At 69.5% G+C, this 24,629-nt stretch carries 12 protein-coding genes; 3 read left to right on the plus strand and 9 right to left on the minus strand.

The window, feature by feature from the left end:
* Positions 1-6: 6 nt before the first annotated feature.
* Entirely contained in the window at positions 7-1,110 is a 1,104-nt protein-coding gene (locus DL991_RS31155; protein WP_125787930.1) for a branched-chain amino acid aminotransferase, read from the minus strand.
* Positions 1,111-1,227: 117 nt separating this feature from the next.
* Here DL991_RS31155 and DL991_RS31160 point away from each other — a divergent pair, with 117 nt between their 5' ends.
* On the plus strand, positions 1,228-1,539 hold the full coding sequence (locus DL991_RS31160; RefSeq protein ID WP_125787931.1) for a hypothetical protein: 312 nt from the start codon (positions 1,228-1,230) through the stop codon (positions 1,537-1,539).
* Here the strand turns inward: DL991_RS31160 and DL991_RS31165 are convergent.
* Positions 1,536-2,162 (minus strand): DUF402 domain-containing protein, encoded by a 627-nt coding sequence (locus DL991_RS31165; protein ID WP_125787932.1) that lies wholly within the window; start codon positions 2,160-2,162, stop codon positions 1,536-1,538. The two genes, DL991_RS31160 and DL991_RS31165, sit on opposite strands and share 4 nt — an antisense overlap.
* Entirely contained in the window at positions 2,155-3,009 is an 855-nt protein-coding gene (locus DL991_RS31170; protein WP_125787933.1) for a hypothetical protein, read from the minus strand. The genes DL991_RS31165 and DL991_RS31170 overlap by 8 nt, the downstream gene beginning before the upstream one ends.
* Positions 3,010-3,141: 132 nt before the next feature.
* Here DL991_RS31170 and DL991_RS31175 point away from each other — a divergent pair, with 132 nt between their 5' ends.
* Positions 3,142-4,644: a leucyl aminopeptidase gene (locus DL991_RS31175; RefSeq protein ID WP_125787934.1), complete on the plus strand. Its 1,503-nt coding sequence runs from the start codon at positions 3,142-3,144 to the stop codon at positions 4,642-4,644.
* 68 nt (positions 4,645-4,712) lie between these two features.
* Here DL991_RS31175 and DL991_RS31180 read toward each other — a convergent pair whose 3' ends face one another.
* From DL991_RS31180 to DL991_RS31205, 6 genes are read right to left on the minus strand one after another with little or no spacing between them, the layout of a single operon-like run.
* Complete coding sequence (locus tag DL991_RS31180; RefSeq protein ID WP_125787935.1) at positions 4,713-6,536, minus strand: hypothetical protein; 1,824 nt, start codon at positions 6,534-6,536, stop codon at positions 4,713-4,715.
* A complete protein-coding gene (locus DL991_RS31185) occupies positions 6,533-11,449 on the minus strand; it encodes a hypothetical protein (protein ID WP_125787936.1) in 4,917 nt (1,638 codons plus the stop codon). The genes DL991_RS31180 and DL991_RS31185 overlap by 4 nt, the downstream gene beginning before the upstream one ends.
* On the minus strand, positions 11,430-14,447 hold the full coding sequence (locus tag DL991_RS31190; protein WP_125787937.1) for a hypothetical protein: 3,018 nt from the start codon (positions 14,445-14,447) through the stop codon (positions 11,430-11,432). The genes DL991_RS31185 and DL991_RS31190 overlap by 20 nt, the downstream gene beginning before the upstream one ends.
* Positions 14,444-15,598: a kelch repeat-containing protein gene (locus DL991_RS31195; protein WP_125787938.1), complete on the minus strand. Its 1,155-nt coding sequence runs from the start codon at positions 15,596-15,598 to the stop codon at positions 14,444-14,446. Before DL991_RS31195 ends, DL991_RS31190 begins: the two co-directional genes overlap by 4 nt.
* A 20-nt stretch (positions 15,599-15,618) precedes the next feature.
* The gene (locus DL991_RS31200) at positions 15,619-20,304 is read right to left on the minus strand and encodes a DUF6603 domain-containing protein (protein WP_233599080.1); all 4,686 of its coding nucleotides are present in this window, start codon (positions 20,302-20,304) and stop codon (positions 15,619-15,621) included.
* Positions 20,305-20,320: 16 nt separating this feature from the next.
* Entirely contained in the window at positions 20,321-22,888 is a 2,568-nt protein-coding gene (locus tag DL991_RS31205; RefSeq protein ID WP_125787939.1) for a M64 family metallopeptidase, read from the minus strand.
* Positions 22,889-23,091: 203 nt separating this feature from the next.
* Between DL991_RS31205 and DL991_RS31210 the strand changes: the two genes are divergently transcribed.
* On the plus strand, positions 23,092-24,075 hold the full coding sequence (locus DL991_RS31210) for an SMI1/KNR4 family protein (protein WP_125787940.1): 984 nt from the start codon (positions 23,092-23,094) through the stop codon (positions 24,073-24,075).
* Positions 24,076-24,629: the final 554 nt, after the last annotated feature.

A 24,629-nucleotide genomic window follows, 5' to 3' on the forward strand; every position in this document is an offset into this window, starting at 1 on the left:
GGCGGATCAGCCCAGCGGGTACATCCAGCCTTCCGGTGCGGGCCGGGTGCCCTCCTGGATCCCGGTCAGGGCGCCGCGCAGCTTCATCGTCAGCTCGCCGGGCTGCCCGCCCGCGACGGAGAACTCGCCGCTCGCGTGCTTCACGTGCCCGACCGGGGTGATGACCGCCGCGGTCCCGCAGGCGAACACCTCGGTCAGCTCGCCGGAAGCCGCCGCCTTCTCCCACTCGTCGGTGGAGACGCGCCGCTCCTCGACCTGGTGCCCGAAGGACTTCGCCAGCTCCAGCAGCGACTTGCGGGTCACGCCCGGCAGCAGCGAGCCGGTCAGTTCCGGGGTCACTACGCGGGCCTCGTCGCCGGAGCCGAAGACGAAGAACAGGTTCATCCCGCCCATCTCCTCGACCCAGCGCCGCTCGACGGCGTCGAGCCACACGACCTGGTCGCAGCCCTTCTCCACGGCCTGCGCCTGCGCGACGAAGGACGCCGCGTAGTTGCCGGCGCACTTCGCCTCACCGGTGCCGCCGGGGACGGCGCGCACGTACTCGGTCGAGAGCCACACGCTCACCGGCTTCACGCCACCGGAGAAGTACGAGCCCGCGGGCGAGCCGATCAGCGCGTAGAGGTACTCGTTCGCGGGCCGGTTGACGCCGAGCCCGGCTTCGGTGGAGATCATGAACGGCCGCAGGTACAGCGACTCGCCCGGCTTGGTCGGGACCCAGCGGGAGTCGACCGCGACGAGCTCGCGGATCGAGTCGAGGAAGACCTCCACCGGCAGCTGCGGCATGGCGAGGCGCTCGGCCGAGTTGCGGAACCGGATCGCGTTCGCGTCGGGCCGGAACGCGGCGATCGTGCCGTCCGGCTGGCGGTAGGCTTTGAGCCCCTCGAAGATGGCCTGGCCGTAGTGCAGCACGGAGGTCGCCGGGTCGAGCGTCAAGGGCGCGTACGGCCCGACGGTGGCGTCGTGCCAGCCCTGCTCGGCACTCCATTTCACGGTCACCATGTGGTCGGTGAAGTGCAGGCCGAAGCCGGGTGCGGCCAATACGTCCGCGACGCGTTCCGGGCTCGCGGGGCTCGGGTGCGGGAGGTGGGTGAACTGCGTCGAGGTCGTCATGACTAAGACGATAACGCTTGGTCGGACCCACGTTAGTCGGACGTCCGCATATCTTTACCTTCCGCGATCTGTCCGTCGGGACGAACACGCGGGGCCTCGCGCCCCTAGGATGGCGGCGTGACGCTAAACCCCATGCAGCCCACCCAGCCTGCCAAACCTGCCACCTCCGGCGCGGGGCCCGACATCAAGACGTTCGCGACCGCGGTACTGCTGACCTTCGGCACCGGCGTGCTGATGATGGACGGCTGGGCCCTGCTCGACAGCGGCTTCGGCGCGTTCCTCGGCCTGGTCGCCGGCGGTTTCGGCATCTTCTGGTGGAAAAGCATCCACGGCAAGGTGTTCCCGCGCGAGCTGTCCACCAAGTCGGTGGTCATCCTCACGGTGATCAACGTCGTGCTGGTGCTGCTCCTGCTCCTCCAGGTGAGCTAGAGCAACCCCTCGGGCAGGGCGGGCGCCGGCCAGTCCGGTTCCGGCCGGAAGTCGGTCCACGTCCCGTCGAAGGGAAAACGCCCGGCGTCCGCCAGTGCCCCGATCCGCTCGCCCTCGGCGCGCAGCCGCTCGAGCTGACCGGCGGTGATGCGGCCGGCTAGGACGGCCTCTTCCGCCTCGTCCTCGTCCTTCCACTGCCAGCGTCCGCCGGGCTGGACGGCGACGTCGAGGATGCCGTCGATCCGGTCGGGTCCGGACGGTGTGCGCCCCAGCGGGACCTCGAGGTTGACGTACCAGTTCAGGAAGCGGCCCTCGGCGTCGAAGAACCACCAGACCGACGACCATTCGTCGTCGGCGATGCGGCGCAGCGTCGAGGTGTCGCGCCAGAAGTCGGCCACCCGCACCCTCGGCACCCGGAACCGCTCCGCCAAGGGCGCCTCGCGGAAGAGCCGTCCGTCGGCGAGCCTGCTGCCGATGATCGGGGTGTCCGCGGGCAGCCAGCCGAGCAGCACGGTGCCGTCGTCGGCGAGGACGCGCAGCGGGTGGTGCTGGCCGATCGAGCCGTCCGGTCGCAGGAAGCGTTCGACGACCGTGTCGCCCGGGGTCCAGTGAGGATCACGCACGCCTTGCACGGTACCGACGGGCGCGGACCCGCAGAACCAGTTCGGCGAGCGTTCCCACTCCCGCGAGCCCGAGGGCCACGACCGGCCCAGCGAAGGCGGCCGCGACGGCCACGATCAGTCCACAAGCGAGTGTCGCCTTCGGACGTTCCGGGGAAAGCCGCTCCCGGCCGTCGGTGAAGGCGTCCACCGCGACGGGCACGGTCGCCACGGCGACCACCACGGTCAGCACCGGCAGCAGCGAGACCGCGTCGGCCGCGGCGAGGAGCTCGCGGAACGACGTCGCGGAGAGCCCCAGCCGGACCGGTCCGAGCTGGTAGAGGGCGACGGCGGTGATCGACACGGCCACGGCGCCCACCGCGGCCGCGCGGCCCGCGCCGGGACGGCGGGGCAGCAGGAACGGCAGCAGCACCAGCACGGCGAGGCCGAGTCCTGGCACGGACGGCGGGTCCGGCGCGATGAACTGCGCCAGCGGCGGGATGCCGACGCAGATCGCGATCAGGGACACGGCCGCGGCCAGCGACAGGCCGGTGACCCAGCGGGCGGCGTAGTCACCGAGGCGGACACCCGCCAGGTCGGCGACGGCCACGACGACGGCGAACACCGCGGCGGCGGCTCCCGGCGAGGACGGGAAGAGGTACTGACCGAACGTCGTCGCGAGGACCAAGACCAGGCCCAGCCGCGAAACGGAGCTCGTGATCCGCTCGGGCCGGGTGTCGCCCACCGGTGGCAGCAGCGCCTCGGCCGCGACGGCGACCACGGCCGCGAACACGGCGGCGCCGAGTACCCAGTAGTCCGCTCCGGAGGTGCCCACCGCCAGTGCGATGAGCAGCCCGCCCGCCAGCCGCACGCCGTCTCCCTTCCTTTACACCGAGTGACCCGGTCGGCCCCGCTGTTACCCCAGGTCCCGCTGTCATTAGCATGGCTCACGATCCAACCGGGCGACCGCCCGGTACCACCGCGAACGCGCGAGGAGCCAGAAGTGACCGTGCCGAAGCTTGCCCTGACCGAGAACGCCGAAGCGGCGCTTGCCAAGACGCGCGCCGACGTCGTCGTCATCGGAACCCTGCAGGGTGAGGACGGCCTGGCGCTCGCCGCCGGCGCCTCTGTCGCCGATGCCGCCTTCGACGGCAAGCTCGCCGAAGTCCTCGGCAGCCTCGGCGCGTCCGGCAAGGCCGACGAGGTCGTCAAGGTACCGACGCTGGGCAAGCTGCCCGCCGGTGTCGTACTGGCGGTCGGCCTCGGCAAGGCAGGCGCCGACGGCGTCACCGCCGAGCAGGTCCGCCGGGGCGCGGGTGCCGCCGCGCGGGCGCTGAACGGAACCGACCGCGCGTTCGTCACGCTGTCGGCGATCGACCTCCAGGCCGCCGTCGAGGGCACCGCGCTCGGCGCGTACTCCTTCACCGAGTACCGCTCCGAGAAGGGCGACGGCCCGCTCGCCAAGGCGGACTTCGTGAGCCCCGAAGAGGGCACCGCCAAGGACCACAAGGCGACGCTGAAGGCCGCCGGCCTGATCGCGGAGTCGGTGATCATCGCCCGCGACCTGATCAACACCCCGCCGAACGACCTGTTCCCGGCCTCCTTCGCCGACCGCGCGAAGACGCTGGCCGAGGCGAACAACCTCGACTTCGAGGTCCTCGACGAGAAGGCCCTCAAGCGCAAGGGCTTCGGCGGCATCCTCGGCGTCGGCGGCGGCTCGGCCCGCCAGCCGCGCCTGCTGCGCGTCGCCTACAAACCCGCGAAGGCGGCGAAGAAGGTCGCGCTGGTCGGCAAGGGCATCACCTTCGACTCGGGCGGCATCTCGATCAAGCCCGCCGCGAACATGGACCACATGACCTCGGACATGTCGGGCGCGGCCGCCGTGCTCGCCTCCGTGGTGCTGGCCGCGAAGCTGAAGTACCCGCTCGAGGTGGTCGCGCACATCCCGCTGGCGGAGAACCTGCCCTCGGCCACCTCGTACCGGCCGGGCGACGTGCTCAGCATGTACGGCGGCAAGACCGTCGAGGTGCTCAACACCGACGCCGAAGGCCGTCTCGTGCTGGCCGACGCGATCGTGCGCGCGGGCGAGGAGAACCCCGACTACCTGATCGAGACCTCGACCCTGACCGGCGCGCAGGTCGTCGCCCTCGGCAACCGTACCGCCGGCGTCATGGGCTCGGACGAGTTCCGCGACCGGATCGCCTCGATCGCGCAGGCGACCGGTGAAGGCGGCTGGGCGATGCCGCTGCCGGAGGAACTGCGCGCCGAGCTCGACTCGCGCCTCGCCGACCTGGCCAACGTCACCGGGCACCGCTGGGGCGGCATGCTCGCCGCGGGCATCTTCCTGCGCGAGTTCGTCACCGAGGGCCTGCCCTGGGCGCACATCGACATCGCGGGCCCGTCGTTCAACACCGCCGGGCCGTGGGGCTACACCGGCAAGGGCGGCACCGGCGTCCCGGTCCGCACCATCGCCGCGGTCCTCGCGGACATCGCCGCGAACGGCTGACCCTTTTCTGAAGTACATGAAGGACCCCTTCCTTGCGCCTAGGTACAGGAAGGGGTCCTTCATGTACTTCACGGCGCGGGCGGGAGCGGGAGCGGCGTGTCCACCACCAGGTCGAACGCCAGCCCGCTGGAGCCCTCGCCCCTCCCGGCACCTCGCCGCGCGCTGAGCCAGACGACGGCGCGCCCGTCGTGCCAGCGTGTCCGGTTGTAGGCCAGGGTGACTCGCGTGCCCGCGCGGGTCACCTCCTCCTCGTGGACGAAGTACTGCGGTTTCCCACCGGCCGGGAGCTCGTCGAGCCCCACCCGGAGCAGGCTCGTGCGCGGCCGCACGGGTGTCGCGTCGACGACGCTCGGCATGGCCGCCCGCTGCAACCGGACCTCGCGGTTGTCTCCCGGTTCGTGCACCGCGATGAACGGGATCCAGTGCCCCGGCACGGAGTTCATCGCGACGTACGAGATCGGCGCGCGCGGCGGGTCTTCGGCGGCCTCGGCGGGAGCGGCGTCGTGCAGCCGCTGCCGGAACGTGGTGACCTCCGCGGCCGCCTCGCTTCCCCGGCGCGGTTCGCCGGCGGGCGTGCTCACGGTCTGTTCGATACCCCAGACGAGGTTCGCGTTCTCGTCGCGGATCAGCAGGACCTCTTCCAGCGCGGGCCCTTCGGTTACCTTCGGCACGCTCGGCGGGAGGAAGAGATCAGTGTCCGCCCGGACGTCCTCGGGGCCGAGGGTGTCCAGGGTGAACATCGACCAGCGTTTCCACTCCTCGTCGCGCCCGTCGCCCGCCGGGGTGATCCACTGCTTCTCCCCGAACACGTCGGTGACGAACAGTCCCTGGATCCTGGACAACGTGCCCGCCGGGAGGTCGCACGGCACCTGGTACCAGTCGTTGGAGAACACCAGGGCGAATTCGAGGAAGACCAGCCGCGCCAGGTCGGTGCTGTCCGGGCGGACGGCGGCGAAGTTGGTCTTCCCGTCCTCCTGCGCCCACCAGCGCGGCAACGGCATCCCGGAATAGCGGACCGGGGCGGGGAACACCGTCCGCGTGAGCGTCGGCTCCGGCGGTTTCGTCCCGCCGAGCGGATTCTTCGGGTCGACCGAAAAGGCGTGCCACTCCAGGGTTCCGCCGGGATATTCGGGGGCGGCCAGCTTCTTCTCCCCGCCCGGCGTCGAAGCGGCCACCGAGAACCGGTGCTCGAGCCTGCCCGGATCCCAGGTCGCGTCGGCCGCCGCCGCCGGCTGGTCGATCAGTTTCTCGTACCAGATCACCAGGCGCTTTCCCAGTTTCCGCAGCGTCTGGCGGTGCAGGATCGCGCCGAGACCGAGCCCTTCGTCGGCGTCCCGTCCGGCTTTGAGGTGCTGGTAGAACAGGTAGCCGTCCATCCGGCGCCCGGAGATCGCCTGCATGGTCGCCCAGACCTCGGGATGCGCCAGCTTCGCGACGTCGTCCGCCCGCGCGGCGTCGGGCAGCGCGATGGGATACCGCTCGACGTAGAACTTCTTGAACCCCAGCACCTGGCCGAGCAGGCCCCCGGCGGAGTCCAGCAGCTTCAGCCAGTGGCGGCCGATCGCGAGCCGCAGATCGAACGCGACCTTCTCGCTCCCGGGGGTGCCGTACGCGAGCGGCAGCCGTCGCCGCTCCGCGACAGTCTCAAGTGGACGGTCGCCGGTCAGGTCCTGTGGTTGCCCCTGCGGTGCCCGGAACCGCGTGGGACGTGACGGTGAGACGGCGTAGGTCACGGTGACCGGGCTCCCCGCGTTCGCGCCGCGGAACTCGCCGAGCTGCCACTGCCGCGTGAGCATCCACAGAGGATCCCGGACCTCGGCGCGCAGCGCCCGGTCGAAGCCGACGGTGCGGGGCCTGCCCTCCAGCCTGGTGAACGACGTCGGTTCGGTCATGACGTGGCCTTCCGGTGCGCGACGGCGGGGAGCAGCTGCCCCAGTTCGGTGTCCGCGAGGTGGTCCGGTTCGACCGCGCGGATCTTCGCCAGGCCGAAGGTTTCGGTGATCGCCTCGAGGAGCAGTTCCGGCGTCCAGTTCCCGCCAGGCTCCGGTTTCGGCGGGACGACGAGCAGCATGGTCTGCGGCGGTTCGGAATCCGGGCCGTCGTAGTGCAGCGCGATCCCGGTGGTCTCGCGGGCGGCGGGGATCACTTCGGTCCATTCGTCGAGCAGGAGCCCGCATTGGCTGTCGTTGCCCAGCGATGCCTTGTAGTGCGCGGTGTACAGCAGCCTGTCCTGGTCGAGTTGCTCGTCCACCTTGGCCGGGTCGAAGAATTCCATGGCCAGCCAGTGGTCGTTCTCGACGTACGGGAGCTGGACAGGGGTGAGTACCGGTTCCTCCCAGCCGAGGATCTCGGTGCCGAGCAGTCCGCCCGGGGCGAGCAACGCACCGGCCAGCTGCACCGTTTTCTCCCACAGTCGCGGCTTTTCACGGACCCGGGCCATGCCGTGCAGCCAGTCGTCCACCGGGAAGTCGCGGCCGTTCGGGTCGTCGATGTCGCCGGGCTTCAGGTGAGCGACCAGCTCCCGGCTGTCGGCGCGCGCGTCACGCCAGCGGTCGAGGACCTCTTCGGACGGCGTGAATTCGGGCACGACCAGGACGTCCTCGCCGAGCAACGCCTTGAGGACGTCGATGCCGGCCCGCACCCGGTCCGGCCCGGTCACGGCCTTGTCGCGGACCGCCAGCAGCTTCTCGGCGGTCTGCTTCCGGCCGCCCTCACCGATGAGCTCGGTTTCGAGCTTTCCCGCTCGTGCCAGCAGTTCCCGGCCGTAGGCGACGACCTGGTCTTCGAACGGCTTCAGCGAAAGGCCTGCCGGGTCGATGTCGGTGAGCGGCAGCTGCCGCGTCACAGCGGCGAGCAGTCCGCTCAAGGTCGGTTCCGACGTCTCCTTGAACTCGGCCAAGCGGTCGAGGCGGATCTCGAACCTCGTCCGCGCCTGACGCACCCGCACCCGCATCCGGAACGGCGTCAGCTCACGCGGTTCCGGCTTGGTGACGAGCAACCGCTCCGCCTGTTCGAGGATCCTGAACCGTTCACCGTCCGATGTGGACGAAGGCAGGGCTTCGTACCGGTCGAGCAGGAGGTTCGCGGCCGTGAGCGCGCGGCCCATCCTGGCCGCCACCCCGGCGACCGCGTCGAGAACGGCGGTGAACACACCACCACGCCACAGCGAAAGCTCACCCCAGCCGCTGACCACCACACCGAAGTCGCCCGCGGCCTTGGCCAGTTTCGCGTACCTGGCGAGGAAGTCGTCGATCTCGTCGAGGATTTCGCCGCCGTCCGGATAGTGCGCGCCGAGGTCGGTCAGGAATTCGGTCACATCGCCACCCAGGTCCGTCAGTGACTCCAGTACCGCGACCTGGCGTTCCCGGCTCAGCGACACGGCCTCGTCGGCGATGCTCTCGACCTTCGCGGTACCGGAGGCGGGGACGAAGTCGGTCGGCCGCAGCGGCCTGGCCGTCGTCAGCAGCGACCGCAGGGCACCGATGAGCGGGGACAGCTCGAAGAAGCCGACCTTGCGGGGAACCCTTCGCGTGTAGTGGATTTCGAGTTTCGCGTCCGGACGCGGACGCGACTTCTCGATGACCACGCCGAGGATCCGGTCGTCGAGGTCGGTCGCCTCCGCGTTCTCCGCCGGCGGAACCGCCCACAGCAGGTCGAGCCGCTGCAATCCGGCCTCGGCCTGGGTCACCACACGGCTCTCCGGCTCGGCCTCGTCCGGACGGGCGGGATCCTTCCAGGTGACCAGCACGGCCACCTCGGACGGCGAGGGCAGCACGTCGTCGAGCCACTGGTCGACCGCCGGTTCCGCCCTGGCCCGCGGGTTGTTCCGCCCCAGCGGCGGCGCGCCGTGGTCGGGTCCGAGGCCGGGGGTGAACTGCAACCCGAGCCGGTGGGTGAGCGTGGTCCCGCTGCGCGGCGTTTCGACCACCGCGGGCTCGGGCAGGACACCGCCCTTCGCATAGGAATCCAGCGTGGCGGCCGCGCGTTCGGTGTTGCCTTGCAGCACCTGGTGCGCGCCCTCGGCGACGACGAGATCCGCCAGCGCGTCGTGCGCGTTCATCAGGGCGTCGACCTCGATGCCGATGTCCGCGAGTTCGCCGGGGTCGGTGACCTCGGGCAGGCCTTTGATCTTGTACGGGTAGACCCGTTCGTCCTTCTTCAGCGTCTCCAGGTGGCGGATCAGGGCGAGACCGTCGACGACGTTGCCCGCGTCGACCTGTTCGATGCTCGTCGGCGCTCCCGGCCCCTCCGACGGCGGAGCCGTTTCCGTGATCTTGTTCGCCATCAAGGGAAAGTTCAGCCGGAGCGCGGCGATGATCTTGTCGAGCCCGATCCGCCGGTCGTGCAGCCCGCGTTCGAAGCGGTATCCCAGCAACGCGCCGGGCGACTGGCCCTGCCGCATTCCGTCCAGCAGCGACACCGCGACGCGAACCCGGTCCGAGCTCAGGTTCACCGCGAACGTGCTGTCCACGCGCTGCTTGCCGTTGGCGAGGAAACCCGCCCGCAGCACGGCCGCCGTCCGGGCGTGGGCGGGCGACGGCGCGTGGACGTAACCGCCGTTGTTCTCGTCGTACGGCAACGGCTCCGAGCCGAAGATCGCGGGCAGGCCAGGGGGAAGCGGTTTCGTGGCCGGCGCCGGGCCGCGCGTGATGTTCTCCAGCCAGCCGTACGCCCCGAGGTGCAGGCCTCGTTTCGGCGCGCCACCGGCGGGGTCGCGGCGCAGCTCCGCCAGCCGCTCGTTGACCAGCCCGAGGCGCCAGGCGTCGAGCCGGTAGGTGGCGCAGTCGAGGTGCTCGGCGAACACCCGTTCCAGCCTGGCCGTCGGCAGGTCCGCGAGCAGGTCGACGGCGGCGAGTTGCTCGGACCGGTCGGCGGCGGGGCCCAGGAGCACGGCGTGCCGCGCGAGCAGGTACAGCAACGCGGCCGGCAGGACGTTGTCGGTGAAGCCCTCCTGTTCGCGCACCGTTTCGAGGTCGGTTCCGCCGTAGTGGGCCAGCCAGTCCAAGTAGTTTCCTTCCGGCGCGTACGACCGGATCTTGTCCACTTCGGACAGTGGCCGGTCGTCGACGACCGGGAGGCGCAGGAGCTCCGCTTCCTCCTCGAACACCTGCTTCAGGAGGTCGGGGTCGCCGTCGTGATGCCCGAACCGGGCCAGCGTCGTGGTCAGTTCGGCGACCCATCGCGGATCTTCGAAGCTCTGGGTGTCGCGGCTGTGGTACTCGGCCGACGTCGGGTGCAGCGCGAGGATGTCGAGGAGCTTCTGGTGCGGGTCGCCGCCGGACGAGTCGAGGTACTGAACCCGCCCGAGCGCGGCCTCCCAGTGCGCCGACACCTGCTTCAGCACCTCGTTCAGCGCCGCACGATGCGGGGCGGTGGCGGGAAAGGCGAGCTTGGTGAACACCGTCGTGGGCAGGATCCCGTACGGCTGCCTGCCGATCTTGACCACGGGCAGCGGGCCACGTCCGGAAACGTGTTCCAGGAAGAACTTCCGTGTCTGCGCGAGCTGTTCCTCGGTGAGCACGCCGTTGAGCAACGCCGTGAGGTAGTGGCCCCAGGTGGCGGGCCACAGCGCGGTGTGCGCCGCCCGGGCGTCACGGCGGTCGGCGCCCTCGGCGTTCGGCACTCCGGCCAGTACCGCCGGGTCGATGCCGAGCAGTTCGGCGAACCACTCGCCGTCGGTCTTGGTCGTCCAGTCCTCGGCGGCCGCCGCGAACCCGGTCGCCGTCGCGAGCGCGGATTCGGCCTCGGTCTTCGGATCCTGACCCGCCGGCGCCTGCTCGGAGTTGTTCGTCGGCGTGCCCTGCGGGAGGAAGGCGAACCCGGCGGGCGTGCGGATCTGGTCGGCGAGCAGCCCACCCCAGTCCGACGCCGACTTCTCCGGGGTCGCCTGCTCACGGAGGCCGAGCACGACGAGCCTGTCGAGACCTTGTTCGAAGGACGTTTCCAGGCCGATCCGGATACCCATCCCGACGTCTTCGGCCGCCTTGAAGTCGGTCAGCCAGGCCAGCGCGTCCGGGATCCGCAGCGCACCGGTCTCCTCGGTGACCTTGAGCTGCTTGTCGTTGTCGGTTCCCGGATCGGGGCTGACCGCGAGTTCGGCTTCGACCGGCCCACCGCTCTCGGCGAACACGCGGGTGCCGCCGACGTAACCGTATGCGGTGAACTTGTCCGGCAGCAGTTTCGCCGTCGCGGCCACGGTCCAGGACTCCTCCGCGATCTCGCCCGGTGGCAGCGGGGGGAGTTCCAGGAACGCCACCACCACCTTGCTGCCCGTCGTCGACGGCGCACTGTCCATACCGGACGGACGACGATCGCGGATCGTTTTCGCCCGCGCGGCCCCGACGGCGGCGATCAGCGCGATGTCGGCGTCCCGGACCTTCTCCTGGTCGCCGTGCGCACTCCAGACAGCGGTCCAGTACGTCACCGTCGGCGGGCGGTCTTCCGCCACGACAGGCCGCGGCGTGACGACCACGAGCACCGTCGTGCCGACGGGGACCCCGGTCGGCCGGTCGGCCGGATTGGCGGGTTCGTAGGTCCGCGCCAGCCAGGCCGCCCGTCCGGCGGGCACACGCGCGACGAATTGCCGCCACGCCGCCTGCTCGCCGGCCGGGGCGCCGCCGGAAGCCCAGAGGGTGGTCCGGTACGCGTCCAGCGCGGCGAGTTCGGCGCGGGTCGGTTTGGGCTCGAACTTGTCGACGGACCACTCGTCGGGGAACACCCGAACGAGCAGTTCTCGCCCCACGTACCGGGTTTCGACCCGCACCGGTCCGAGCAGCACCGGGAAATCAAGGTTGAGGTCGGGCATCCCGCAACATCTCCTGTGCGTGCACGGCCACCAGGACCGGTGCCTGGAAAAGGATGTAGGCGACGTCGGCAGCACTGACGCCGGGCGCCCACTCGGTGATGAACTCGTCGTCCTCTCGCTGCCGGATCTTTTCCTGGTCCTCTGTTTCGAGGAGCTCGTCGAGGTGGACCACGACCCCTCGATCGAACCGCACGAATCCGCTGCCGGGGTTCCCCGGATCGAGGTGCCCCCAGGTGGCGTCGTTCCAGACCTCGACTTCGGGAAGTTCGCCGGGCGGTGGTTCGTCCAGGCCGAATCGCGGGTCGCCGGGCCGTTCCTTGAGCACGAAGAACCAGCCGAGCCCGTCCGCACCGCCGGAACGGGCCTCTCGCTCGCTCAGCGGGAAGCCGAGCAGGTAGAGATCCGGGGATACTTTGGCTTCGTAGACCGGAAGGCGGACCAGGTCGTCGCTCAGCGGGACGTTCGCCGGGACGGGCGCGATGGTGCGCTCGCCGGACATGTCCGGAGTGCCGTCCCGCTTCAGCGGCCAGACGGCCTTGTGCGCGTAGATCGAGACGTTGGGGTACTTCTTGAGCAGCTCGCCGCGGATCACCAGGACGAGGTCCTTCTCCTGCTTCTCACCCGGCTTCGGCGGCAGACGGCGGTGGTTGTTATCGCCGAGCTTCGCGGTTTTGCCCCAGCGATGCAGCGGCGGGATGTCGTAGAGCCTTTCCCGCCACGCCTCCCGTGACTCGCCTGGCTGCGGCACCACCGGCCGCGGGTCCCAGAACTGCCGGAACGGTGTCCCACGCTGGTCGGTCGGGAACTCTCGCCAAAGCATTTCCCGCGCCATTTCGTGGTTGAGCCCGATCAGGTAGGACTCGATGAACTGACGGTTGTTCTCCAGCAGGGTGATCGAGTTCTCCGGCAGGAGCCCGATGTTGGGCACGAAGGTCTCGACGGAGAACTTGAGCAATTCCTCGTACATCGGCATGTCGAACACCGGGTAGGCGAGGATCTCGACCAGGTCCTTGCCGGTGTCCGCACCGATGGCGAGCCTCAGCCGCTCCGGCAGGTTCATCGACGCCACCAGGTTCTCCAGCACGGTCTTCTCCGCACGCAGACCGTCGAGCATGTCGTCGATCGTCTCGATCACGCCGAGCGCCTCATCGACGGGTTCGGCGGCCACGCGCCGGGCCATGCCGAACGAAGCGGTGGTGACCGGCGGCGCGACCTTGGGCCGCGCGGCGAAGACCTCCTCGCGGTCGATCCGGTCCACCAGCAGGTCGAACCGGTTCCCGTCCGTCAGCAACCGTTTGCGCAGCCTCGAACCCGGCCGGGTGATCCGGCGCATCGGCGCGGACATCGGCGCGGCGGCGACCCGGCTTCTGTCCACTTTGTACCCGACGGCGAACAGCTCCGGCTCGGCGTCTTCCGCCGCGGCCCTGGCGAACGCGGTCGTGGCTCGTTCGAGCACCCGCCCGTGCGCCGGTGCCGTCAGCGTCAACGCCTTCGCAGGCACGAGCCCGTCGTCAAGTGCCGCCGTGCTGGGGGCGTACGGCTTGACATGCTTGCCGTGCAACGCGTTCCCGATCTGACGGCCCAGCTGCGCGGCCCGGATGAGCGCGTTCGCCCGCTGGATGTCGCCGAGCTGGTTCCACGCGGCGGCCATGAACTCCTCTTGCCGGGCCTGGACGACCTTCGTGCCGAACTGGGCGGCGACGCGGTGGCGCGGGTCGAGATTGAGCCGGTGCACCCAGTTGCGCAGTCGCTCGGCCTCCACCGGCTGCCCGTTCTCGGTCAGCAGGGTCTGGGTCAGCGCGGGCCAGCAGCCGTACAACGGCGGGGTGATCACCGGATCGGGCTCGTTCTCCACCGCGGAGACCCCGGCTTCGGCGTTCGCCTCCTGCGGCGGCTTCTTCCGGTACGCGTCGGCCAGATTGATGAATCCGGCCATCGCCCGCTGCCACTGGTTCGGGTACGGCGACGCCTGTTCGGTGTGGTAGCCGTCCCAGTTCTCGTAGTCGTCGGGATGACCGTCGGTCTTGGGGAGCTGGAGTGCTCCACCGAGTTTCAGCACCCCGGACGGCCGGGTCGGGGTGGTGAGCTCGGGAAGGTCGTAGATCTTGCGGTGCGCGTCGAGGTCACGCCTGCCGACCGGGTCGTCGGCCTCGTAGGGCTTCAGCAGCCGTACGAGGAATTCGAAGTCGCCGACGGTGCTCGTCGTGAAGGACCAGCGGTGGTAGTACGGCAGCACGACGTCGCCGGATCCGGTGCCCCAGCTCGGTTTCGTCGCGGACAGGTCGTCGGGAACAGGTTCACCGAGCCCGGCGAGCCTGCCCGCTTCGAACGCGGGCGCCAGGAAGGCGTGGTAGGTCGTGCCGGGCTTCAGATGCCGCGGGCAGAGCACTCGCGAGCAGGCGCTGTCCGGGGCCTCGCGTAGCACCCGGGCCAGGTTTCCCAGCGTCCGCGCCATGTCCTCGCCTTCGACGGCGATCCTGCCGTCGAGTTCCCCGTTGACGTGGACGTGTGCCCAGGCGCCGAGTTCGCCCGGCGGTTGGAGCGCTTGCGGGTTCTTCACGGTGATGAACGGCAACGGCTTGTCCGGGACGAGGCCGTCCGCGAATTCGGCCGGGGTCTCGGACAGCACGACCAGCGCGAGCCACGGTGCCAGCCGTTTCGTCGTGTCGTCCGGTTTCGCGGGGCTGTAGCGCCAGGGGAAGTCCTCGTCATAGAACTCGATGTGGGCCAGGAAGTTCGGCTCGAAATTGGTGATGCCCGGCCTCGGCTCGGTGCGGGAGACGGCTCGCGGATCGACGCCGACGACGTCACCCGGCCCGTAGAGCTGCAGCGATTGGGTGAATTCGCGGAGCAGTGCGGGCTTTCCGTCCTCGATCGCGTCACCGGTCAGTCTCAGTCCGATCGGGATGCTCGCGCGCGGCCCGACGGCGTCACCTGAGATCCGGGTGGTCAGCCCGGTCCGCAACCACGGCAGGAAGGAGTAGGCGTTCGCGCTCACGAACCGCCTCCGAACTTCTCGGAAGTCTTCGTCAGCTCGGTCTTCTGCCCGGCCGCCGCCTGCCCGGACCGCGCGACGCCGCCGACGACGAGGACGGTGTTCCCGGCGGCGACGGCGGCGAAGCCCCACCGTCCTTCGACCAGCCCTGGCAACGGTTTCCACTCACCGGCCGCGTATCGCAGGGCGCTGCGGTAGCCGGCCTCGTTCGCGAGGTCGTCGGCGCCCCCGATGACGACGACGGCTCCCCCGTCGACCGCGACGGCCCGATGGAAGGCCCGGCCACCGGGCAGTGGTTTGGCGTCCTTCCACGAACCCGCCGCGCCGATCAGGTCGAACACTTCGGCGGTAGCACGCGCGAACGGGTCGAACGCGCCGTCTCCGGTCACTCCCGGCGCCTTGCCACCGGTGACCAGCACGGAGGTGGCGGACAACGCCGTTGCCGTGTGGCCGCTGCGGGGATGGCGCATGGTCGCCGCGGGCGACCATGGCGAGATGCCCGCCGCGGCTTCGGAGTCGTAGAGCTCGCAAAAGGCCAGCGCCGGGTCTTCCGTCGTGCCGACCGGCACACTTCCGCCGCACACCAGGACTTTCTTGCCGAGGACCACCGCGATGTGGCCCGTGCGCGCGTCGGTCATCTCCCCCGCCGTCGCCCAGGATCCCGTGCCCGCCGGGTCGAACAGTTCGGCCGAGCGCAGCGCCACGGCCTTCCCGTCCGGCCGGAGCGTGCTGCCCCCGGCCACCAGTACCTTCCCGCCGACGAGCACCGCGCTGTGTCCCCAGCGCGCCGTCTTCATCGGCGTCGCGACCGGCGTCCACTTGCCCGTCCCCGGGTCGAACAGCTCGGCCGTCGCGAGCGCGGGACCGCCGGCGGCGCTGATCCCGCCCGTGACGAGCGCCTTCCCGCCGGGCAACGGGGTCAGCGCGTGCAGTTGCCGCGCGGTGCCGAGGGTGAGTGGGTCCGACCACTTGGTCGTGTCGAAGTCGAAGACGGCGCTTTGTTTGACCCCTGCCGACAGCGCGTCCGAGCCTCCGGCGAAGAGCGCCTTCTTGCCGCCTTCGAGCAGAATCGGGCCGTCATGTTGACCCGCCCAGGTCACGGCCGCGAGATATTCGGGCGCGGTCGGTTCGGCCGCGAGCGTCGGACTGGTCATGGAAGCGGTCCCTTCCCTGGTCATGACAGGTAGATCTCGGCCGTCGCGGAAAGTTCGGCGGGTTCCGGCCCCGGCGCGGAGGCCCCGGTGCGGGTCAGGCCGCCCGCGACGAACACGCGGCCGTCGGCCAGGTCGACGGCCGCGAAGTCCCAGCGGCCATCGGCGGGTGCGCCGGTCGCCCGCCAGGCGCCGGAGCCGGGATCGAAGGCCACTGTGGCCCGATAGCCCGCGGTCGCGCCGGGACGCCCGACGCCCCCGATCACGACCGCGCCGATCGGTGTGGCGACGCAGCGGTGCCCGCTCCGGCCGCCGCCGGGCAGATCGGCGACCCTGGCCCAGGTTCGGTCGACCGGGTGGTAGATCTCCGCCGTGGCAACGCTTTCCGGCCGGTACGGCAGCCCTCCGACGGCGTCGCCGCCGGTGACGAGCACGCGCCCGTCCGGCAACACGGTCGCCTGGTGTCCCTTGCGGGGAACGGCGAGGCCGCCGGTCGGGAGCCATTCCTTCGTGGCGAGGTCGTAGATCTCGCAGGTGGCCAGTGCCCGCTCGCCCTGCCCCGTCGGCACCGCGCCACCGACGACGAGCACGCCCGTCACCTTCTTGGTCTTCTCGTCGGTGAGGAGGACGGCCCGATGGCCGGTGCGGGCGTCGGTCATCGGCAGGATCGGCGTCCACTGGAGAGTCCGGGGGTCCAGCAGCTCGGCCGAGGCCAGCGCCGCGCCCCGCGCCGAAACGCCCCCGGTGACGAGCACCTGGGCGCCGACCGGCGTCGCGGTGTGGCCGGACCGGGCGGTGGTCAGGTTCCCCGCGTCCGCCCAGGTCTTCGTGGCCGGGTCGAACACCTCGGCCGAGGCCAGCGGCGTGCCGTCCGCGCCTTGTCCGCCCGCCACCACGACCCTTCCGTCGGCGAATCGCGCGGTGCCGTGCCGCAACCTGGCCGACTTCAACCGCGAGACCCCGGCTTCCCAGCTCACCGAGACCGGATCGAACAACGCCGTGGTGGTCACCGGTTTCCCGGCCGCGTCGGCGCCGCCGACGACGAGCACCTTGCCCGCGACGAGGCGAGCCGCGTCGGCACCGGAAGCCGAAGACGGCGGCTCACCCGCGGACGACCACGTGCCCGGCTCGGTCACGCCCGCGCCTCCGGCCTCGGTGCGGCGCAGGACGTGCAGCTGCCCGGCGAGGCTCGCGTCGGCGACGATCCAGTCCGCCATCGCGTCGGCCGCGCTCGCCTCGCTCCGGAAGTTCGCCAGCGTCGACCCGGCCTTCGACGGCGGGAACGCCTGCAGGTTGTTACGGCGGTACGCGACGACGAAACGATCGCCGGTGACGAGCACCGTCTCGTCCGGCGTGAACGGCTGACGCAACCGGGTTTCGTGCTGGGACAACGGCGAACGCGCGGTGCTGCTGCCGTCGAGCAGCGTCCGGAACACCGCGGGCGGCGGGCTGTACAGCTTCGGCGCGGCGGGCGCCTTGGCCGCCATCCGGACCCGGCGACGGCGCATACCCAGCGTGGTCACCGTTTCCGGCCGCTCATTGTCCACTATGTACATTTCGTACCTGGCGCTACGGCGGACCGCCCTCGGCGAGGCGATGGCGCCCTTTTCCGCGACCAGCTCCAGTCCGGCGTTCTGATCCTCGTAGGCGGCGCGGGAAAGCTTCGCCGCGTCGTCGGACTCCTGGAACTGCCCCATGGCGAACTTGTCACCGGTGATCGACGCCCGTTCCATCCCGCTGCCGGGGATCGGGACGACACCGAACCGTTTGCCGTCACTGGGCCGCTGCGCGCCGACGCGATCGATCCGGACGTCGAGCGGGATCGCGCGCTGATGGATGAACAGCGAGCCCAGCGGGTGCAGTACCGGATCGCCGATCCCCGGCAGCTGCCGCAGGGTGACCAGTGGGTTGAACCCGCCGGCGGGCAGCCGGGTCCGCCAGCCCTCGGTTTTGCGGACCTCGTTCTCCAGCAGCCCGAGCACCGCCACCGGCGGCAGCGCCGTGTCGCGTTCCTCGCCCCAGGTGATGTCGAAGTCCGCCGAGATCTCGAAGAACAGCAACGAGATCGACCCGCGGCCGTGCGCGCGCCACGGCGTCGGCCCTTCCAGCTGGAAGTCGAGATCGATGCCGAACACGCCGACCCCGAACGCCTTCAGCGAGACACCCGCGGAAATCTGGATGATGAACGAGAACGGCGAGAACCGGAACAGCGCGTCGAAGGCGAGATGCCCCTCGATGCCGAACCCGCCGAAACCGAGGCGGAGTTCGGCCTTGGCGCCGAACTGGGCGGTGTTGCTGGTGACCGCGAAATAGCCGGAGACGCGGATCAGCCGTCCTGGTGCGTTGAGGATGTCGATGGACAGCCTCGGCGGTACCGGGAACGGCAGCGGCGGTGGCTTGAACGACGGGTGGAATCCGCCGACGCTGAGCACGAAGTCCGGGTTGTCGCTCCAGTCGACGAGCAGGCCCATCCCGCCCTCGATGGTCATCCACAGGATGCGCGAATCGAAGAGCTGGGCGTAGAACCACAGTCTCGACTTGTCGACCTGAAGCGCGCCGATGAAGTTGACCTGCAGTTTCAGCAGGGCGACGTCTTCACTGGGCAGCACGCATTTCAGCACCCCGAGGATCGCGACATTACCCGGCGGGATCTCCACGATCACCCCGAGCGAGACGGTGACCAGCGCCGGTGTCCCCCAGCCGATCTTCGCCATCGGCCCGATCAGGAACCGGCCTTCCTCCGGCGGGAAGAACCGCCGGAGGTCGCTGATGATCCGCGGCGCGTTCGCGATGACGTCCTTGGGGAACATCACCGATTCGACGCCGCCGTTGACCACGCCGTCGAGCAGCGCGGCGAAGTCCATCCGCCGGTTGAGCCCGAGCACCCCGCCGACGCCGAGCAGCGTGAACCCGAACCCGAGCTGGATCCCGCCGCCCCCGAACTCGGTGGCGATCACGATCAGCAGCGAGAATCCCTCGGAACCGTCCGGCATCCGCGTGGTGATCAGCCCGATGGCCTTGAGCTCGACCAGCCCGGCGAACTCCAGCTCCAACGCGCCCGCGTACTCCCCGCGATCCGGGTCGAAGTACAGGTATCCGCCGCCGGAGACGATCCCGGCGTCGACCGACAGCCCGACCCCCTTGGGCGGTTTGAACCCCAGCGACAGGTCGACCGGCCCGAGGTTGCCGTCATTGCCAGGTTTGAAGGCGAGGTCGGCGGTGAGCCCGATCTGCTCCACCACCGCCGTGATCGGGCCGAGTCCGGCCTTGAACGTCGTCCCGAGACCGATCGGGATCCCGTCCCCCGACGGCGACGCGGAGATCGCGAATCCCTGGATCTCGAGCGGCCCCAGTTTGAGGTGCGCCGCGAAGTTCGCCTCGAGATTCGCCGAACCCCGGAAGTAGAACCCGTGCGCGTGCGAGATCCCGACGACGAGGTCGCCGCCGACGGTGAATCCGTCGCCCGGCAGGAGCTTCGCGATGAAGCCGTCGGCCCCGCCCGGTTTGAAGACGAACTCGAGCCCCTTGATCTCGAACTCGGCGAAAACGTCCACGCCGTCACTGATCCGGACGCCCCCGGTCGCGGCGATCTTGTGGAACTGCAGCCTCGTGCCGCCCTTCGAGCCGATCAGGAGATTGGGCTCGGCCGCCTTGTCCCCGCGCTCGACGGTCACCTCGATGGCGCCGTCGACCTTGCCGGGTGAGTCCTTTTCGAAACCGACGACGGTCTCGATCCCTTGACCGGGACGGATCCGGAGGGCGATGCCGCCTTCGAAATCGAGCTCGCTCCGGATGAGAAGGGTGAGATCGTCGGTCAAGGGCAGTTCGGCCCCCAGGGTGCCGGTGAAGTACGGCAGCAGCGCCAATCCCGGCGGGACGCCGCCGGCTCCCGGTAGTTCGATCAGCCGGATTTCGGCCGCCAGCCGCCGGTTCTGGGCGAGGAGCCGTTCGAAAACGGTGCCCGTGACCGCCCTGACCAACGGTGCCGTCTGATCGTGCTCGACGTCCCGCAGCACCGCGGCGGTCTTCGACGGCAACGTCCGCACGTCGACGTCCACCCCGAGGCTCATCAGAAGGTTGTCGACCTGCGAAGCCAGCGCGGCGAAGTCGAAGTTCGCTTCCCCCCAGGCGAAAGCGTCCTTGAGCAGCTGCCCCGGCTCGCCGAGCAACCGGGGAAGTGCGGCCGGATCGAAGGTGATGTGCGCGTACGGCGGGCGATTACCGGCCGCCGGCGCGTACTTTCCCTTGATCACACCGACACTGTGCAGCCCGAAGCCGAGGGCGGGATGGTGGCGCCGCAGGTACGTGACGATCAGGAAGTCGAGCAACTGCCCGGGGAACTTCTCCCGGAACCCGTCCACCCGCAAGGACTCCGGGATCGCCGAATCCGGCGCGGCGGCGATCCCGTTGACACCGGCGATGACGGCCTGCACCGCGCTGAGCACCCGGGCCACGGCATCGGGGTCGAACTCGGCTTCGATCCCGGAGGACGGGCTTCCACCGACGGTAAGGCCTCCGTCGCCGAGCAGGCCGCGCAGGGAATCCATGAGGGTGTCGAGCCCCGCCGTGAGTCCGGACAGCGCGGGTGGAACGGCATCCACCCGCCAGCCCAGCTTCTGCATGAAGACGATGAACGCCTCCGGCGAGCGCACGGCGTCACGCAGCGGGAGGGTGGCCTGCCCTATCTCGACGAGGACCTTCTCGAACATGCCCGGCCCGGCTATTTCACAGCTCCCCTGGATAGAAGGCGGCACTGAGAATCGCGTGATAGCCCGGGTCCACCCGGTTGACGATCAGCCATTTACAGACGTAACAGAAGGCACCGGCGTCTTGGCCGACCTCCGTCCAGAAGTTCCCCTCACCGATGTGGTTGCGCATCTTGCACGACCCGGAAGGCCGGTAGAAGCCACCGGAGAACTCGTTCCCGCCTTCGAAGAAGCCGATGGTCCTTGTCGAGTTGCAAGGTGGCGTGAACCCTTCGATGTCCTGGGGCTTGTCGTCCTTGTCCCGGACGTGCTCGTGGTCCTCGTCCAGGTTGATCGGGCCCTTCACCACGAAGATCCGCTCCTTCACCTTCGGGTGCACGATGGGAACCACCGCACCGTCCTGGTTCTTGAGCGGCACGTAGACCACGGACCCACGCGCGTACACGGGCAGCGGTGAGGCCGCCCCTGTCAGGACGAAGGTGCCTTTCGTCCGATCGACCGCGCTCACCTTCAGCCCGGCGAGGTGCTGACCGGTGGCGCTCGCCAAGGGAAGCTGCCGCCCCTGGAGGGTGATCGAGAAATTGCGCAGATGGACTTCGAGCCCGTCCTTTTCCGCCTGCTCCCATTTGCCGATGTAGCGAGGATCGATCGTCACCTTGATCCCGCCCGCGACATTCTCCGAAGGCACCTGAAGCTTCGCCGACAGGACCGCTCTCGGCAGTTCGAGCCATTTGATCTTCGTCGGATCGACCAGCCTGCCGGGGGCGGGCGAACTCGGGTCACGCAGGAATCCCAGCACCGTGAGGTTGTCGAAATCGGCATCGGTCGTCTGCGTGGCCGCCCGGCCGTCGCCGTTCGCCGACTCGTATTCGTCACCGAGGTTGAAACTGTGCCCGAACTCGTGTGCCACGACATTCGCGACGCCCGCGATGTCCGGAACCACCCCGGCCAGTGGGTCGCGGCGCCGCATCTCCCGTTTGTCGACGGTGTCCGCGTAGACGATCTGCAGCGTGCGCGCGCTGCCCATCGTCTGCGCGGCGGTGGTACGGGCGTCGATGTTCGACCCGCCCTGCAGGTCGTCGTAGCAGATCATGGCGACCAGGCCCCGGCTCGGTTTGAACTTCGTGGCGTCGGGCACCCAGTTCGGGCCGATGGGATGGAACGGCGCGAACCCGTATCGCAGACCGCCGAGGTACCGCATGAGCGAGCCGCCGGGATTCTCCCGGTTGCCCCCGTGGCGTTCCGGCGGGTGACGTCGCGGATCGGGGGTCAGCCCGCGGGTGTTGCCGAAGTCGTAGAACTCGTAGACCCTCGCGACGAAAGCGCTGAGCGCCGGTGACGGGGTGTCCGCGGGCGGCGGGGTCACCTGAGGGGTCGAAGACCCGAACGGCCGATCGCCGGCACGCCTGCCGAGATACATACCGAAGACCGTGTCGCGCGCGTGCAGGATCCCCGCCGCGTCGTGGGTCTTCCACCGGGCGATCAGCTGGCTGTCCACCAGGTTCGGGTCGAAATCCTTGAGGCTCTGCGTGATCCAGATCGACAGCGGGTCGAACCGGCTTTCGTTGTGCATCGGCAGGCCGACCCTGGCCACCAGTTGCTGCATCGTGTAGCTGGTTTCCTTCTCGCCCGCTTTCCCGTTGAAAGGAATGGGGATCGCCTTGGAGAAATTCTCGTCCGTGACCCGGAAACCCGTAGTGAGATAATGCTCGCGCGAGGGCAGGAAAGCCTTGAAGATGTTGAAGCTCCCTTCGAGCATCGCGTACGGCTCATGCCTCGGCTTGTCGAAGATGTCCTGCACGGTCTTGGTGACGACTTCGTCGAACAGGGCGCGGTCGGCGGGGTCGTCGATGAACCCTTCCGGGATGAAGACGATGTCGGCCAGGTCATCCGCGTGCGCCACGTCGGGCGTCTGCACCGGGATCAGGTCCTGGCGGGTCTTCGCGTAGTCGACCACCCGCACCGGCAAGCCGTTCGTCACGCCGAGAAAAGTGCCTTTGATCCCCGTCGGCAGGGTGGGATCCACTGTTTCGGCGAGCCCGCGCAGACGGCCCTGCGGTGTTATCGCGAGCTTCGCCGCGTCGTCGGGAGTCAGCGTCACGTAGCCGTGCCCGGTGATGTCCCCGATTCGATCGGCGCCCGTGGCGTCGTCGCTGAACTTCGCGTAGAGCGACGGCTGCGCGTGCGCCACCCCCGGATTTCCCGGCCGATCCGGTTCGAACGCCGTGGTGATGGAGTCATTGCCGAACCACCAGGACTCGGCGCGATCATGTACCTGCAGGCGACCGACCAGGTAGATCTCCCGCCAGCGCACCTGGAACAGGAAGACGCCCAGTTCCCTCGCGGTCACCAAGCCGGTCAGCGGGTCGACGGACGGGAGACCTTCCAGCCGCTTCCCGACCTCTTTGTGGGGCGCGAAGAAATCGAAGGCGCATTCCTTGGTGATGTCCGCGAGCGCGTAGCGATCGGGTTTGCCGTCGTCGAAGGTCAGTGCCTGGAAGGACACCCGGAGCGGAGGTGTTCCGGTCCGCGCGACGTGCAGGTCGCAGTGCGGGAAGAACACCATGCCGATGGAAGTGACGGCCATTCCCCACCCCTTTTGTCATCCACGCGCGGAGAACAATCGGATTCGGCGTCGCGGGAAATCCGGCGCGACGCCGTCCGGTCGATCCGGTCGATGCGGATGTCACCAGCGTGGCTGCCGAATGGAGCAGCCGTCAACGCATGGCCCGATGAACTGCCCCATGAGGCGGCGGGCAGGGCGAACCCCGTTGTGGCAAGGTCGTTTCCGTGGACAGGGACGCGTATCTCGAAGGTGCGATAAAGGATGTGCTGAGCGGTGAAGACGCGACGCTCGACGACCGGATCGCGCACGCGGCACTGTTGTTCGCCGCGTCCGGGGCGATGGCGGAAGCCGACAGGCTGATCACGCATTGGCACGCGCTCACCGAACGTCCCGTCACCGCGCTCGTTCCCGGCGCCGTGCAGGCCCGCGCGTGGGCGATGCTCTTCGAGGCGTACGGCGCGCGGCCGGAATGGGCGGCCGCGCTGACTCCGCTCGATCTCGACGCCGAGGAACGTGCCCACGACGAGTACCTCGCCCGGCGAGTGTCCGATCTCGACGGTCTGCTCGGCGGCTCCCCGATCGGCGAGGTCGTCTCGCACCTCGGGCCATCGCGTCCGGACCGGTTACGCGACGCCGTCTCGCGCGGCGACCTCGACGCCTGGGCCGGGATCGCCTCGCGCCAGGGCCGCCCGGACGTCGCCGTGCTCGCCGCGACACGACGGCTCGCGCCGCGTCTAGCCACCGGAGCCGACCCGCTCGGACTCGGCGAGTGGACGGGGCTGTGCGCAGGAGCGCTGGTCGCGGCGCTGTACGAGCGCTACCCGCCGGACACCGGATCGTGGCGCGAGATGATCGCGGGCATCCTCCGGCTGCGCGGCGGCGGCACCGTGCCCCCGGCGGCCTCGGCCAGGAACATCGACTCGGCCGAAGCACGCCTCGGACTCCGGCTGCCCGCTGATTACAGAGAGTTCCTGCTGACCTGCGACGGCCTGCCCGCCGACGTCGTCTTCCCCCGGCTTCTCGGGACGGCGGAACTCCGCGCGGAAGGCGGCGTCGTCGTGATCGCGGACCCGGCCGTCGTGCTGCTCACCGCCGCCGGGGAGCAGTGGCGGACGGTCGAGATCGACCCGGCTTTGGGCACGACCGTGCACCCGACGTTCCGGGCGCTGCTCGAGCGGCACCTGCTGTTGCTGGCACAGGCCTCGTGAGTGGTATGGCAGGTTATTGAGGGGTAAGGCAAGCGTGGCGTATGGGTCCAGCGGCGCTCGTCGGTCCGTCAAGGCCTCGTTGCCTACCTTGAGGGTCGATGCCAGGAGTGGTTCGCGGTCCGGCGGTTTTCGCGCTGGCTCGGGCAGGTAAGTACGTGATGGCCCCCTTCCTTGCGCTAGACGCAAGGAAGGGGGCCATCACGTACTTACCGATACGGTCAAACTAGGAGCAAGCAGACATTTCCCGTGATTCGCGTCCTCTGTGGACGGTCGGCAAGCCTCTGGAGGTCAGAGTCGCGAAACAAGCTTCCGCGAGCACTCCACCTTTTGCCTTACCCCTCAATAACCCGAATCGCCACTCAAGACCACCGTGACCGACGCTTTCCGGCACCCTGGTCGCTCGAAGTACGTGAAGGGGTCCTTCACGTACTTGGGACGGCACCTTCACGCGCCATCGCTGTGATTGGTGGGACTACTGGGGCTAGAGGTGCGTGTTCGAGTCCGTGAAGGACTCCTTGAGAGACCCAGAGTCCCTCAAGGAGTCCTTCACGGAC

The organism is Amycolatopsis sp. WAC 01375 (assembly GCF_003947325.1).
GTDB lineage: Bacteria > Actinomycetota > Actinomycetes > Mycobacteriales > Pseudonocardiaceae > Amycolatopsis.

What these genes read in the sequence shown, in the direction of transcription:
- DL991_RS31195 (WP_125787938.1), bottom strand. Translation starts at nt 15,598, where the DNA reads ATGACCAGTCCGACGCTCGCGGCCGAACCGACCGCGCCCGAATATCTC.
- DL991_RS31185 (WP_125787936.1), bottom strand. Translation starts at nt 11,449, where the DNA reads ATGCCCGACCTCAACCTTGATTTCCCGGTGCTGCTCGGACCGGTGCGG.
- DL991_RS31155 (WP_125787930.1), bottom strand. Translation starts at nt 1,110, where the DNA reads ATGACGACCTCGACGCAGTTCACCCACCTCCCGCACCCGAGCCCCGCG.
- DL991_RS31205 (WP_125787939.1), bottom strand. Translation starts at nt 22,888, where the DNA reads ATGGCCGTCACTTCCATCGGCATGGTGTTCTTCCCGCACTGCGACCTG.
- DL991_RS31180 (WP_125787935.1), bottom strand. Translation starts at nt 6,536, where the DNA reads ATGACCGAACCGACGTCGTTCACCAGGCTGGAGGGCAGGCCCCGCACC.
- DL991_RS31200 (WP_233599080.1), bottom strand. Translation starts at nt 20,304, where the DNA reads ATGTTCGAGAAGGTCCTCGTCGAGATAGGGCAGGCCACCCTCCCGCTG.